This is a genomic window from Nocardia higoensis (genome assembly GCF_015477835.1).
Taxonomy (GTDB): Bacteria; Actinomycetota; Actinomycetes; order Mycobacteriales; family Mycobacteriaceae; genus Nocardia; species Nocardia higoensis_A.
This window is the reverse complement of sequence record NZ_JADLQN010000010.1, coordinates 1-12,868: the sequence shown is the minus strand read 5'-3', so window position 1 is coordinate 12,868 and position 12,868 is coordinate 1. Positions and strand designations below refer to the sequence as shown.

Sequence of the window (12,868 nt, the reverse complement as noted above, 5' to 3'; positions counted from 1 at the left end):
GAAACACTCGGTCGTCACGCCGCGAACTCCAGCTCAGGCGCCGACTCCCCCAACGCCTGCGCCACACGCTCACCAAGAAACCTGGCGACATTCACCGCGACGGCGTTACCGAGCTGGCGCCTAACCTCCGTATCCGTCCCAACAAACCGGTACGAGTCCGGGAACCCCTGCGCCCGCGCCAACTCCCGCAACGACAACCAACGCAACGTATCCCCACCATCCGCAGTCCGAGTCGCCACCGCATGATGCCGGCCACCCGCACACAACGCCTGCACCTGCGAGCAATCCGCACGCCGCGCCTTCGCATTCCTCCGGTACGTCACCAAATACGGCACTTCCAGCTCAGGAATCGACGCGATCTGCGGCGCCAAATACTTCCGCGACATCCCCGGATCATCCAACGGCAGCGACGGATCAAGCAGAGCAGTCGCCGGCGTCCGAACCACCACAGACGGTGTCAAATCCACGCCACCATCCCGCGTGAACACGATGAACGTCCGCGGCCGATCCTGCGCCACAGGCACCGGACCAACATCCGCCGCATTCAGTCTCACGATCTGCTCCCGATACCCGAGAGCCCGCATCCCATGCAGCCACGTCGGAAACAACACCCAGTTCAAGAACTTCGGCACATTCTCGACAATCACAGCCTCATAGCCGTGAACCTCTGTCGCAGCCAAGACAGCGAACGCGGTCGCACGATCCACCTTGTCCGGGGTGTCACGACGCAACTCATCCTCCACAGTCCCCTGCTTCGACTTGGAGGCCGCGGAATGTTTTTGACAACTTGGGGACGCCCACAGGATGTCCGTCCGCGGATACGTGCCGAACGCCGTGTTCGACAAGTCCGCGCAACGGTGCTCGGTCTCAGGGTGATTCAGCTGATGCGTTGCTACTGACACAGGCCAGTGGTTCGTGGAGATCCGAATGTCGTAGCCAGCCTGCCGCAAGCCTTCCGAGCTTCCACCACCACCCGCGAACAGGTCGGTCACAGTCAGCGCCACAGCATTTCCTCGCATCCACAGTTGTTCGCCGAATGGCATTTCGGGCATCTCGCCGGATCATCCGCGCGGTAGGCGCACAGCCCGCGATGTCTGCCGCACCGGTCTCGCATCGTCTTCCGCGGTAGTCCGGGTGTGTCCCACGGGGTGACGGGGTAGCAGGCTTCCACCCATGTACGGATTTTCTTGCCGCACCCATCCGGGCAGGGATAGGTCATAGTGCCGTCTCATTTCGATTCTGGGCCACTTTCGGGCCGTTCGTGAGGGTCGATATCGGTTTCAGGTATTACGTGGGCCGTTGCGCGGGACTGCGTCGAGAGGAAACTGTGTACGGCGTACACTGTTTTTGTGCTCGACCAAAACCGCGCTGCGACCTGCACAAACCCGCCCGGTCACAGTTCCTCCCCCGGCATGTAGTGGACACGCTCGTGGTCGAACAGGACACACGCGGCCTCGTATTCGCGATCACTGCCGGCGAGCATCGGAGCCACATCCGCGAACCGGAACATGGGTGGTTTCAGGTGCGGGAACTGGCGGGCGTAGCACTCGACGACGCCGACGATGATGTCGGCGGGGCAAGGGTGGGGTTCCGCGGTCGTCATCGGGTGCCGTCGCTGTAGTCGGGGTCAGCGGGCATCCACGGAATAAGGTGGGAACGCTGAAACTGAAGCGGCCAACGACCACTGGAGCGGGCGCCGCGCCATGCGACGACGTCTGCGACGGTCACTTTGTCGCGTTCACCCGCGTCTTCTTGCGCACGCCGCAGCCCGTACCCGTATTCGGGCCAGCGCAGCCACACACTGGACCCGTTGGGTTCCATGTTGCGATGCCCGCTGCTGTTGGTGCTTTTGTTGGCGTGTGCTTCGGTGAGGATGGCGAGGTCGTAGCGTTCCCGCCAACGGTCGAGGATGGCGGCGAGGTTGCGCGCAGGCTGTTCGTCGTTCGGGTTGGTGTTGTGCGCCTTGTACAGCGACCCGAAGATCAGCACATCGGGTGCGGCGTCAGCGATCTGCGATTCGACCCATGCCGCGTCGCGTCCGTCGAGCAGGTTGATACCGCCGGGCCGCGGTCGGGCGATTTTGAAGTTGTCCCAGTCGGCCGGCCCCATCCCGAAGTCGCGGCGCCGTTCCACGAACATTTCCTGGATTCGCGCGTACCGGTCTTGCAGCTGGTGCTTCGCGTTTTCGACGTCGACAACAAGCACTCGGGAGGGTGGTGTGCCTGCGGGGAGCGGACGCCCGGTGAACGGGTGCTGCCCGATCGCCATCGCGATCCCCCACTGCGCCAGGAGCTGGCTTTTCCCGAGACCTTCCTGTCCCGTGAGGATGACACGGTCCATGCGCTGAAGGAGGCCAGGTACGAGCCAGGAGCGAGTGTTTGTCTCGTCGGTGCGTTCGGCGAGGAATTCGTTAAGCGTTTTGGGGGCGTCGATGTTGGTGGTGAGGTCACGGTCGATGTCTTCGAGCGCGGTTTTGAGGGTGCTTATGTGTTCGAACGTGTCGAGGCGGTCGATGCCTGTGCTCCATGAGGATTCGACGCGTTGCGCGACGGTGGTGGAGGCTTGCCACATTTTGCGGAGCACGTGGAGGTGGACGATGCGTTCGGCGGCGAGGGGCGCTACTGGGGCGAGGGCGCTGCCTTGTGTGCAGGTGAAGATGTAGTCGCCGGAGAGCATGCCGTTGGCTACGAGGCCGCGGTTCATGGCGGTCATGAGGACGGTGTTGGGGTTGACGGGTTCGCCGCTTTGCAGCATGGCGTGGAGGAGGCCGGCGAGTTGTTGGGCGCGGCGCGTGTACCAGGCGTCGAGGGGGACGGAGAGGAAGTCGGCTTGTACTTCGTCGGGTGCGGTGAGGACTGCTCCGAGGAGCTGCATTTCGGCGGTTTCGTCGTAGTGGCGTTCGTTGTTGTGTTCGTTGCTCATTGGTTCACTGGTCCCAGAATCGGCGGCGGGTGCGGCGGATGCGTTCGGTGATGTGGCCGGGCATGATCCGGTCGCTGGTTTCGGCGTAGTGGTTGTGGATGGCTTCTTTGGCGGTGTGGAAGGTCCAGTGGGCGCGTTGCGCGGCTTCGCTCCAGGCGATGACGAGCGTTTCAGAGGGTTTGCGGTCGTCGTAGATGTTGGCGATGGTGAGGAGGGCTACGACTTCGTCGCGGGTCATGCGGCACCTCTCCAGAGGGTTTCGGGTTGGGGCGTGAGTTCGATGACGGGGCCGAGTCGAGGCGTGGTCGCTTCGATGGCTGGGGTGGGGTCGGGTGTTGCGAGGAGGCCGAGGATGGCGTCGGGGTTGGTTGCGAGGGAGGCCCATTCGAGGGCGGTCGCGTCTTTCTTGGCCATGCCGTATTCGGTGGTGGCTGCGGCCTGCCGGTCGGTTTCCCACTGGTGGTGGATCTTGGAGGCGTTGCCCGCAACTTTCGCCAACTCGTCGACGACGCCAGCCCAGTAGCTTTTGTGTCGCAGAGCCCATCCGGTCATCTGTTCGATGGTTTCGGGGGTGTAGCCGTCGTTGAGGAGCTGCCGTGCGGCGAGGCGGTCTTTGCTGGTGACTTCGAGTCCACGCGTGTAGCCGGCTTCTCCGAGCTGTTGGCGGAAGCGGGCGCAGACGGCTTGGACAGGATCAAGGTCCGTCGCAGCATTCGTTGCGGGGCCGCTCGCGTTACTTACGTAACGTTCTGTGTTTGCACTTCTGTCTTTAACTTCACTTCTAGAAGATGCACTTCTTTGGTGCGCAATTTCTGCGCACGGTTTGACGTAACCCTGCTCAGTTTCTGCGCATGGTTCGTCAGACCCTGCGTAAAAGTTGCGCAGGGTCGCATCGTTGATGTCGTCGCTACCCTGCTCAGAATCTGAGCACGGTTCAACGGGTTCGACGATCACGACGGCCGACAGTTGAGCCACCTGCTCGGCAGTGAACGGGTCGTTGGAGAGCTGGATGTACCAGTCCTCCTTGAACGGCTTCCGGCCGGGACGCGCGAACGACTGACGGACGAGCCAGCCGCGAGCCTCCAGGTTGTCGAGCGCCTTGCTCACCGAGTTACGGCTGGCGCCCACGGCTTCGGCGACACTGCCTGCGGATAGTTCGTAGCCTTCGCTGTGCGACCACACGTACAGAGCGACTTTCGCGGCCATCGGGGTAATCTCCGCATCGCGGGCGAGCGCGGAGGGCAGTGCCGTGTACAGGCGGCTGTCTTTGCCGTGGCCGAGCTTGCCGCGGTGACGGATGCGGGACCGGTTTGGCGCGTTCACGCAACCTCACCTTCAGGCCGGGCGCCGTAGTAGCTGCGGATGATGGCGGTGATGGCGTGCGGGGTGATCGGCGTCGTAGGGTTGCCGGCGTGGAAGTCTTTGACGGCCTTCGCGATGTCGAACCAGGCGACGTTCCCGTTCCACACCCATGCACGGTTGGCTTCAGCGAGCCAGGACGGCGCGATGTCGGGGTGGATGGTGTAGCTGTAGCGGCGTTGGATGCCGCGGAACAGGCTGTGAATGTCTTCGAGGTTCAAATGGTCTCGACGCATTCTTCGTGTTAGACTCATTGCTGAGTGGCCCCCTTCTCGGGCTACGTGCCCAGCATCTTTTGATGCGAGGCTTCGAGCGGCGCACCTACTGTCCAGGCGGGTGCGCCGTTCGCGTTTCCGCAGTCGATACGATCTCGGTTGCGGCGTTGTTCCTAAGCTACACTATACGATGCGTCAAACGCTATGCCGCGCGCTTCCGGTTGCGGAGTGACGCGGTCTTGCAGGTGCGGCAACGTCTGTGTCCCCGGTTGTCGACCATCACGTTGTCGGGCCTGTATGGGTGTCCGTTGGGGCAGACGGGCCGGTCCTGCATTTTGACTCCCATCGCTTTCCAATCGGGTTGTGCCCGCGGGTCATCAATGTCGCGGCCTTCCCATGCGAGCGGCGGGATCGGCTTGTCACGGAAGTAGCGGTGCAGGCCGGGCGTTGGTCCTGGTTTGCCTGACAGTTCGTCATAGACGTCCCGCAGTTCCACCCATCTGCTGTAGGTGATGTGTTCACGCTGCACACTGTTGGTGAGGGCGCCTGCGGTGATCCCGAACCGTTCGGCGATGACCGTGGTGGGCCAGCCGATGGCGTTGAGTGCGCGGAGTCGCCGTTGCGCACCGATGCCGAGGACGAACGTTTGGTTGGGGTGGGGGTGGTGGGTGACTGCGAGGATTCGGCGTTCGGTGTCGACGAGCACTCTCGGGTTGGCGCCGTTGGCGATGAGCATGATGTTGTTGTCGCTGCGACCGGTGGCGTCGGCGATCATGGCGTTGGTGACGCCGAGCGCGTTGAGTTCGTTGATGTGGTGGCGGGAGGCGGTGGCGTCGACGTAGAGGGTGATGCCGTTGGCTTTCCGCCACCGATACCGTTTGGTCCACATGGTGGCTGGCGCGAGGTCGGTCATGCTGCTTGCTCCTGCCGGATTTTGTTGCGGCGCCGGACCAACGCACGATCTGCGGCGGCGAGGTTGTTGTTGAGGACGGTGGCGAGTTGGCGGCCGGTCCAGCCGTGGCGGGCGGCGTGGTCGATGACCGCCGTACGTTCGGCTGTAGGGATGGGGCCGTGGTGTTCGCCGGCGAGGATGCGCGCCACCAACACTTCGTCGATGACGTCACGATCGGCGCAGGCGACCTCGGTGACCGGGACACTGTCGGGGTGGTCGATGTCGACGCCTTCCCAGGCGAGGGGCGGCTGAATCCCTTTTGTCGCGGCCCGCTTCCGGGTGAGGAGGGATTCGCCTGGTTCAGCAGACATGGCGTCGTATGCGATACGGATGGCGTCCCATGCTTCGAACATGATCCGTTTGGGGCCGACGAGTTTGGAGACGGCGCTACCAGTCATGCCGATTCGAGCGCCGATCGCGTCGTAGGTCCAGCCGAGCGCGTTGAGTGCATGCAGTCGACGGACAGCGCCGAGGGCAGGCACCTTCAGTCCCGCCTGTGCGGGGGTGGGCCGGTGGGTGACTGCCTTGATGCGGGCGCCGGTTTCGATGTGCACTTTCGGGAATTGGCGGATCACGATCTGTCGGACTGTGGAGACGCCTACTCCTGCGCCTGCTGCGATGGAGGCGTTGGTGAAGCCGAGGTCGTGTAGCCAGTCGATGTGTTGTGCGATGGGTTCACTGTTCGTGTAGCTGGGGATTCCTCTGGCGGCTCGCAGGTTGTTGATTTTCCTGCGGCGGTAGCGGCCAAGTTTGGGCAGGGTGCTGGCGGGTTTGCCGTCTGCGGTGCGCGGAATGGTCATGCCGCGTCCGCCCAGGTGAGTGCGCGTTTCACGCTGCGGGCGTCCATATTGAGGGTGCGCGAGATCCGGGTTTGCGTCCAGCCGCGTCCTCGGAGTGCCCGCACATACAGCGGCTTCTCGTTGCGGGTGAGTTTCACGGTGTCGCCGGCGATGATGCGGTGCAGGATGTTCCGGTCGACAGTCGTGGGCCGTCCGTGCATGTGCACTTGATGGCTGGTGATGGCGAGGAGCGCGAGGGCGTGCCGGAGGCGGATGCGTTGCCGCCTGTTGTTGAGGATGGCGCAGGGGAGGCAGTCGGGGACGCCAGCGGTTTTCGCGATCCGCAGTAGTGAATGCCCGTCGATCTCGTGGAGTTGACGAATGTGGTCGCGTACAGGTTGTGCGTCGGCGAGTGGGCTCATGCGGCGGCACCTCGGAGTGCTTGGTTGACGCTGGCGCCGGACATGCGCAGGACGGTGCTGATTCTGGTTTTCGTCCAACCGTGGTCGTGGAGTGCGCGAGCGTAGGCGGGTTTGTCGTGGGCGGGTATTTGGACGTTGTGTCCGGTGATGAGTCGGGTGACTGCCGCAGTGTCAGCGTGTGGTTCGGGGCGCGTGTACGACTCGACTGCTTGGGCGACGGATACTGCGAGGACGGCGGTCGCGATGTGGGCGGGGATGAGTTCGCGGCGGCCACGACGTATCCGGCCGAGGTCGGCGGGGTCGACGCCGATCCCTTTCGCGAACCGATGTTCGACCACTCCTGCGGCACGCATCGCGGCCAAGTGGTCTCGCGCCGGGGTCGCGGACACGTATCCGGTTTCGCGCAGATGTTTGTATACGCGTTCGGCGGGGGTGACGGTCATGCGGTCACCTCTGCGCGCTGCTGCGTGATGGGCCACCCGTAGCGCAGGTCGTCGACCGGTTTGCCTTGCTTTTCGAGGTATGCGGCGAAACTCGCGGTTTGTTCGGTATGCCAGTTGACCTGCGCGGACATGAGTTCGGTGGCGGTCATGGCCGCGAGTTCCGGGTAGCGGCGGGGCAGAATGTAGGCGAGTCGGGCTGCTGCGAGAGCGTCCGCCTCCGCATCGTGGGCGTCATCCAAACGGATGCCGTAATGGATGCAGACGGCCGACAGTTTTCGGGAACCCCTGCGGTACCGGTCGCAACGCTTGTCGATCACATAGGGGTCCACGATCAGCCCCTCCGCGCTCGTGAACGACGGATCATTCGCCGCGAGGATCGTCGCATCGAACGACGCGTTGAAGATGACCAGCGCCCGACCTTCAGCGAACACCTGCCGCACCTCTGCCACGACTTCCGCCGCCACTTCATCGTGTGGGCGCCCATACTTTTCGGCGTACTCCGTGGTGTATCCGTGGACTGCTGTTGCTTCCGCGGGGATCTCGACTCCCGGATTCGCAAGCCAGTTGCGGGCACGTACTTCACTGCCGTCGACCCGCAGGACACATCCGGTCACGATGCGCGTGGTGAGAGGATCAGGAGAGCTGGTCTCGAAGTCGAGTGCCGCCAACGGCATATCCATCCATGACGCGGTGTTGGTCACTGCTGCTCTTTCTCTTGCATGAGGTGCCAGGCTTCGAGGATTGTTTGGCCTGGCTTGATGAAGACGGCCCTGAAGCCGTCGCGGGCATTCACGAAGCGGAGCGCGGCTAGCTCGTCATCAGCGAAGAAGGCGACTTCATAGCAGTCGCCTCCCTCACCGTCCCGATCCCCCTCGATCGGATAAGCCAGCCACGCGCCTTCGTCGAGGTGCGCGGCCATCCCCTACTCCCCCTCAGTCGGCAGGATCATGCCGCCGTCGTCGGCCTGGCCGCTGTCCTCGGATGCCGCCTGCTCCTCGTCACTGAGGGCGTTGGCGCGGTCCTTCCACAACTGGACGAGCCGGCCCCGATGCTGGGCCAGGTCGAACGCCTTCAACTGGGCAGTGATCGCGTCGAGTGCGGCACGATCGGCCGCGGTTTCGATGGCCGTGGAGAGTTCCTGCACCTGGGCGTCATTGATCAACGGCAGGCCAGCGGGCAGGGGTTCGATGACGACTGGCTTCCTCTGCCCGCGCGTCACCGTGAGCGCGAGGGTGAGTCGCTTATCGATGTGGGAGAGGGCCTTGATGCGGAGGCCACCAACATCCTGTCCAGCCCATTTCACGGTGGGATCGTTGAAGATGACCATTCGACGTCCGACGTACTGCGCTGCGTCTGCCCCCCAGGCTGCGACGAGAACGCGACGCACGGACTTGCAGGGCCGGAAGGGGCGGCCCGGGAACTCGACGAGGTGGATGTTGACAGGCTGCTCGGCGGAACCTTTGCTGATCTTTTCGATGGTCACGGTGCGCGGGCCGCTCAGCATATCTTCGGCGTTGAGCTGCTCAGATTTCGGCGTTATCGAGTCTGTGAGGTCCATGTCAGATAACCATTTCCATTTCAGTGATGCGTTCGGTGGTGGGTAGTCCTTGCACGGCTTCGTGGTAGCGCTCGATCATGTCGGCGGCGTTGGTTTCGAAGGTGTGGACTGCGGTGAGGATGGCGTCGAACCATCGCTCATCGGGGTAGACGCGGTGGACCCACATCGGCATGCCAGCCGAAAAGCTGATGTAGTCGATCCACTGGCGGCCGGATACGAGGAGGCCGCATTGCAGCTGCGGCATCACCTCTGACGGTGGATGCCCGGACAGGACATGTCCGACATGGATTTTGGGGCGTCGGGACTTGATCTCAATCAACCCGTCCCCGCCGACCAACCCGTCTGGCGAGTAGCCGATACGGGCGCCGTCGTGTTCGCGCACCATGAACCCGATTTCGTGGACGGGCTCGTAGTGTTCGCTGTAGATGTCGCGGGCGCGGGGCTCGTCTTCGATGCCGCGGAGCATGTCGTCGCTGATGTAGGTGGGATCAACCCAGCCCGTGATGCGTTCGGCGACAAGCAGTGTGGTGAGTCCGCGTGCGGTGTCGTTGTTGGCGGGATGGAACACGATCGAGCTTGTGTGGCGGGCGGTTTCGGCGCGTTCCGGGTGCAGTGTTTTGATCGTCGCCACACCCTTTTTGCTGCGGCATGGCGCATCAGGGATCGCGCCGCATGCTGGGCAGTCGTAGTCGATCGCGGTCAGCTTGCGGGTGGTGATGAGGTCACCGATGACGGAGGCGGTGACGAGCCCGCATCGTTGCGCGAACCACTCGTCGGAGCCTTGGAGCAGGTCTGGGTAGATGGTGAGGCTCGGATCGGAGTTCACAGGCCGCTCCAAATGGTGGTGCTCCAGTCGAGGAGCAGGATGATGGGGGCGAAGAAGGCGCCGAGGATGGCGCAGATGATGTGGGCGCGGGTCTCGTCGTCGCGGCGGTTCACAGCGTGTTCCACACGTTGATGTGGTGGCTGATGGCTTGCGCGGCGGCACGTCGGGCGGCGTCTTCGTTGTCGGCGTCTCCGCTGGCGGACCACTGTTCGTCGCTGGTGTCGGGGTCGTTGTCGGCGTAATACTCGAAGCGGCCGTCCGGGAGTCGGTGGATGGCGGCGACGTAGCCGCCGATGATCAACGTGGTCCACGTGTGGTCGTGGGGTGGTTGGTGGATGGGGTTAGACTGGTGGCTGGGCATTCCACGGCCTTTCGGTGAGTGACGTGGGTGTCTGTGGCCCGTCCCCTGGCAGGGGGGCGGGCCTTTCACGTCCAGAGGGCTCGCATGCTGTGTTTGCGATGCATCATCGAGTGTAGAACAGATTCACAGCCCTGACAAGCTTGGTATTCGATAGGGTTGGAAACATGTTCCCAACCCGAGACAGCAGCCCTGACCTGCGGTAATGTGCAGATCGGCTATATGAGGCCACACACTGTCTGTGACAAGGTGTTTTGTTTAGTGCGATTCCTGGATAGCATCGACGAGACCTGAAGCCCTACCCGCCGGTAGGGATGCCGATACAGGAAGGCCCAATGTGACTAAGCCAGGCGACGAGATGGACGGCGCCGACATCGCGTCCGAGCGTTGGACGAACTACCTAGAGATGCTGATGTACACCAACAGCATCGACTCGCTATCCGAGCTTGCTCGCCGCCTCGGCGTCTCCCCATCCACCCCATCGGTGTGGATGAAAAGACGTCTCAAGCCGCGCTTGGAGATCGCGCGCCGCATCGCCGAAGAGTTCGACCGGCCATTGACGGAGGTGATGGTCAACGCCGAGTTGGCGACACCCGAAGAGTTCGGTGACATGCAGGTGGTGGTGAAACCGCTGGAGCTGAGCAACGACGAACTGCATCGGCTGCTCGGTGAACGACTGGGAGTGACCAAACCACCCTTGAAGGCCGTCGAACCCGAGGACACGACCGAGGAGAAGAAGCCGGCGCCACGTCGGCGCCGCAAGGCCAGCGGCGAGTAGGACACGCAAAAAGGGGCGGCACACCAGTCTGGTGTGCCGCCCTGACAGCGTTTTTGGAGCTATGCGACTTGCGTGGTGTCGGTGCAGGTGGTGACGATCGGGATGATGATGTCTCGTCCCCATTCCGGCCCGTACAGGCCGTTGGGGCGCATCGACCAGCGGCCGTCGCGGCGGGTGAGGTTGAGCCACGTGTCTACGGCTTCCGCGGCGAGACGGTCGGCGTCGTCGGCGCGGAAGTGGGGGCCGCTGCACGGCCACACGCCGATGAGCATGGTGTAGGCGGAGACGGTGATCCGGCCGATCATTTTCCATACCTGCGAACCTTCGGGGGCAGTGTAGGTGACGGGCTGATCAGGGTTGGGGGCGTGCATGGTGATGATGCCGAGGCGGGTGAGGTCGGTGTGGAGTCGCGTCGCATCCACTTGGGCGTGATCGAGCATCGTTGACCGGTCCTGGTGTGCGGCCTGCCGTGTCATCGACAGGCTGGTGTGCGTGGGGATAGCTACCGACCAGCCCGGCCGTTGCATGACATGTCATGTGTGTGGTCTTGGGTTGGTCTAACGATGTAGCAGGGAGAGCGTTGCGGATTGGTTACCGTGGGCGAGTGTGTCAGTGGGTGTACTGATCACCAATTCACGTGTTGTGATGCACTTTTGTTGCCTTCTGGGCGGTGTGGCGCGTGCCTGGCCCTCCCCGACGGTGGCCTGATCGACGCGGTTGTTTGGTGGAGACTGGTCCGGTTAATTTCCGGTTGCAAGCGAGACTAGTACCCAACACAGGGTATCGCAAGGAAACGACGCTACCTGTTTGCAACAAAACGGGATACCCAGTCTGATCGGGTTTAACCGTTACTGTGAAACGGTGGTGGAACGAGTGAGCCGGGACGTCAACGAGGCGCTTGGGCGTGTCGTGGCGGAGAGACGCGAAGAGCATGGTTTGACGCAGCGTGAGCTATGGACTGCCGCCGACATGCCGAAGAACTCGTATGTGAGGTTGGAGAAGAATCAGCGGGATTGGACCGTCAACACCCTCGCTCATGTGGCCGGCATTCTCGGCGCATCCGGGTCGGAGCTGTTGGCGGAGGCGGAGGAGCGGGCCGAGAGAGAGGCGCGCGAGGCTGCGGAGCGGGAAAGGCGGGCACGTCGGGAGGACGGTGGGCCGTGGATCGCCGCTTTGAGTGGGGACTGAAGGTTTTATAGTCAACTCACCGTTACCGGATGGTAGTACCGTTTACCCTGCGGTGGTGTGGTTCTCGGTAGCTTTGCTCACGTTCACAGCAGTCGTTCGGCTCGCTTTGTGGCAGTCCCCAAAACCGTATAGCGACAGGTTCACGCCGTCGAAGGCGTTGACTGTCGCCACCGCCCTTCTCGCGCTCGGGTTCGCGATGCAGGCGGCTCCCCTGGATGGATGGGTGGACACCTGCCGTGACCCGCATTTGTCGGATCTACTGCATGCGGTCGCGATCATGGCCGCGTGTTGGCTTCTGGGTGAAATCCCGTTGCGTGATCCGAAGCGTGTGCGATGGCAGATTCCGTGGCGGTCGTACACGCTCGCGATGTGGGTGATTGCGGTGGTGGCGTCTGGTGGTGGGACGAAACCGATTCAGGGCGCTCAGGTGTATCAGAATGCTTTCGCGGTCATGACTTTGTCGGCTACCGCGTTGATCGTTGGGACGACGATCCGCGGTTTGAAGGGGGCGTGGCTGTTGGCGGCGTTGACGTTTGCGGCGGTGGCGGGTCTCGTGTCGGCGGGGGCGACGATTTGGACGTTGACGGTGGCCCCGGAGGCGATGGTCGAGAACTACGAGATCATGTTGTTGGTGACGTCGATTCTGGTGGCTGTCGGGGTGTCTGCCGCCGGACTGTATGGGGTGTGGTTGGCGGTGCGGGGGCCGGGCGCGGGGCGGTAACTGACGCCGAAAACTCGTCGGCGTGTCGCGGATTCGACACGCCGACGAGTGTGGGCAGCGATGCGCTGTAGGGGTTTCCGTTGCGGGTGGGCGCGGTACCCTGCTCATGGACTGGACGAGGGTGCCGGGACCACCTGCGGAGCCGTCAACGGGGAGGGCAGATGCGGGCAGATCGAGTGTCACTTTGAGTGTCACTTTGGGCCGAAAAGTGGCGGGTACAGCAGGGTTCATGCGGGCAGTTGCGGGCAACCGCGTAGGGCATAAAACCGCAGGTCAGACAGGGTACGGAGGCACTGTTTCCCCATGTCACGCAACCACCCGAAACGCATCTCGGATGTTTCGCTCCA

General features: G+C 63.1%; 18 protein-coding genes. 3 read left to right on the top strand and 15 right to left on the bottom strand.

The features are described 5' to 3' along the window. Positions 1-14 precede the first annotated feature (14 nt). The 14 genes from IU449_RS26740 to IU449_RS26675 form a co-directional block, all read right to left on the bottom strand. Entirely contained in the window at positions 15-1,052 is a 1,038-nt protein-coding gene (locus IU449_RS26740; protein ID WP_228805797.1) for a DNA cytosine methyltransferase, read from the bottom strand. 341 nt (positions 1,053-1,393) lie between these two features. After that, entirely contained in the window at positions 1,394-1,603 is a 210-nt protein-coding gene (locus IU449_RS26735; protein WP_195004938.1) for a hypothetical protein, read from the bottom strand. Next, on the bottom strand, positions 1,600-2,922 hold the full coding sequence (locus IU449_RS26730) for an AAA family ATPase (protein ID WP_195004937.1): 1,323 nt from the start codon (positions 2,920-2,922) through the stop codon (positions 1,600-1,602). Before IU449_RS26730 ends, IU449_RS26735 begins: the two co-directional genes overlap by 4 nt. Before the next feature lie 4 nt (positions 2,923-2,926). Beyond that, the gene (locus IU449_RS26725) at positions 2,927-3,160 is read right to left on the bottom strand and encodes a hypothetical protein (protein WP_195004936.1); all 234 of its coding nucleotides are present in this window, start codon (positions 3,158-3,160) and stop codon (positions 2,927-2,929) included. Next, positions 3,157-4,245 (bottom strand): helix-turn-helix domain-containing protein, encoded by a 1,089-nt coding sequence (locus IU449_RS26720; RefSeq protein WP_195004935.1) that lies wholly within the window; start codon positions 4,243-4,245, stop codon positions 3,157-3,159. The genes IU449_RS26725 and IU449_RS26720 overlap by 4 nt, the downstream gene beginning before the upstream one ends. After that, on the bottom strand, positions 4,242-4,502 hold the full coding sequence (locus IU449_RS26715) for a hypothetical protein (RefSeq protein ID WP_195004934.1): 261 nt from the start codon (positions 4,500-4,502) through the stop codon (positions 4,242-4,244). The genes IU449_RS26720 and IU449_RS26715 overlap by 4 nt, the downstream gene beginning before the upstream one ends. 196 nt (positions 4,503-4,698) lie before the next feature. Further along, positions 4,699-5,409: a hypothetical protein gene (locus IU449_RS26710; RefSeq protein ID WP_195004933.1), complete on the bottom strand. Its 711-nt coding sequence runs from the start codon at positions 5,407-5,409 to the stop codon at positions 4,699-4,701. Further along, the gene (locus IU449_RS26705) at positions 5,406-6,248 is read right to left on the bottom strand and encodes a hypothetical protein (protein ID WP_195004932.1); all 843 of its coding nucleotides are present in this window, start codon (positions 6,246-6,248) and stop codon (positions 5,406-5,408) included. Before IU449_RS26705 ends, IU449_RS26710 begins: the two co-directional genes overlap by 4 nt. After that, positions 6,245-6,649 carry a hypothetical protein gene (locus IU449_RS26700; RefSeq protein WP_195004931.1) on the bottom strand — a complete coding sequence of 135 codons (405 nt, stop codon included), beginning with the start codon at positions 6,647-6,649 and terminating at the stop codon, positions 6,245-6,247. The genes IU449_RS26705 and IU449_RS26700 overlap by 4 nt, the downstream gene beginning before the upstream one ends. Before the next feature lie 439 nt (positions 6,650-7,088). Next, on the bottom strand, positions 7,089-7,793 hold the full coding sequence (locus IU449_RS26695) for an exonuclease domain-containing protein (protein ID WP_324188453.1): 705 nt from the start codon (positions 7,791-7,793) through the stop codon (positions 7,089-7,091). Beyond that, entirely contained in the window at positions 7,790-8,011 is a 222-nt protein-coding gene (locus IU449_RS26690) for a hypothetical protein (protein WP_195004930.1), read from the bottom strand. The genes IU449_RS26695 and IU449_RS26690 overlap by 4 nt, the downstream gene beginning before the upstream one ends. 3 nt (positions 8,012-8,014) lie before the next feature. Next, positions 8,015-8,650: a hypothetical protein gene (locus IU449_RS26685; protein ID WP_195004929.1), complete on the bottom strand. Its 636-nt coding sequence runs from the start codon at positions 8,648-8,650 to the stop codon at positions 8,015-8,017. A gap of 1 nt (position 8,651) precedes the next feature. Next, positions 8,652-9,476, bottom strand: coding sequence for a lambda exonuclease family protein (locus IU449_RS26680; protein WP_195004928.1), 825 nt, complete (start codon positions 9,474-9,476; stop codon positions 8,652-8,654). Positions 9,477-9,585: 109 nt separating this feature from the next. Next, a complete protein-coding gene (locus tag IU449_RS26675; protein WP_195004927.1) occupies positions 9,586-9,837 on the bottom strand; it encodes a hypothetical protein in 252 nt (83 codons plus the stop codon). A gap of 355 nt (positions 9,838-10,192) precedes the next feature. On the opposite strand from IU449_RS26675, the gene IU449_RS26670 reads away from it, so the two are divergent. Beyond that, positions 10,193-10,612, top strand: coding sequence for a helix-turn-helix domain-containing protein (locus IU449_RS26670; protein WP_195004926.1), 420 nt, complete (start codon positions 10,193-10,195; stop codon positions 10,610-10,612). Positions 10,613-10,671: 59 nt separating this feature from the next. Here the strand turns inward: IU449_RS26670 and IU449_RS26665 are convergent, their stop codons facing one another. Further along, positions 10,672-11,052 (bottom strand): hypothetical protein, encoded by a 381-nt coding sequence (locus IU449_RS26665; RefSeq protein WP_195004925.1) that lies wholly within the window; start codon positions 11,050-11,052, stop codon positions 10,672-10,674. Between the two features lie 421 nt (positions 11,053-11,473). On the opposite strand from IU449_RS26665, the gene IU449_RS26660 reads away from it, so the two are divergent. Further along, positions 11,474-11,800 (top strand): helix-turn-helix domain-containing protein, encoded by a 327-nt coding sequence (locus tag IU449_RS26660; protein ID WP_195004924.1) that lies wholly within the window; start codon positions 11,474-11,476, stop codon positions 11,798-11,800. Positions 11,801-11,957: 157 nt separating this feature from the next. Next, positions 11,958-12,521 (top strand): hypothetical protein, encoded by a 564-nt coding sequence (locus IU449_RS26655; RefSeq protein ID WP_228805796.1) that lies wholly within the window; start codon positions 11,958-11,960, stop codon positions 12,519-12,521. Positions 12,522-12,868: the final 347 nt, after the last annotated feature.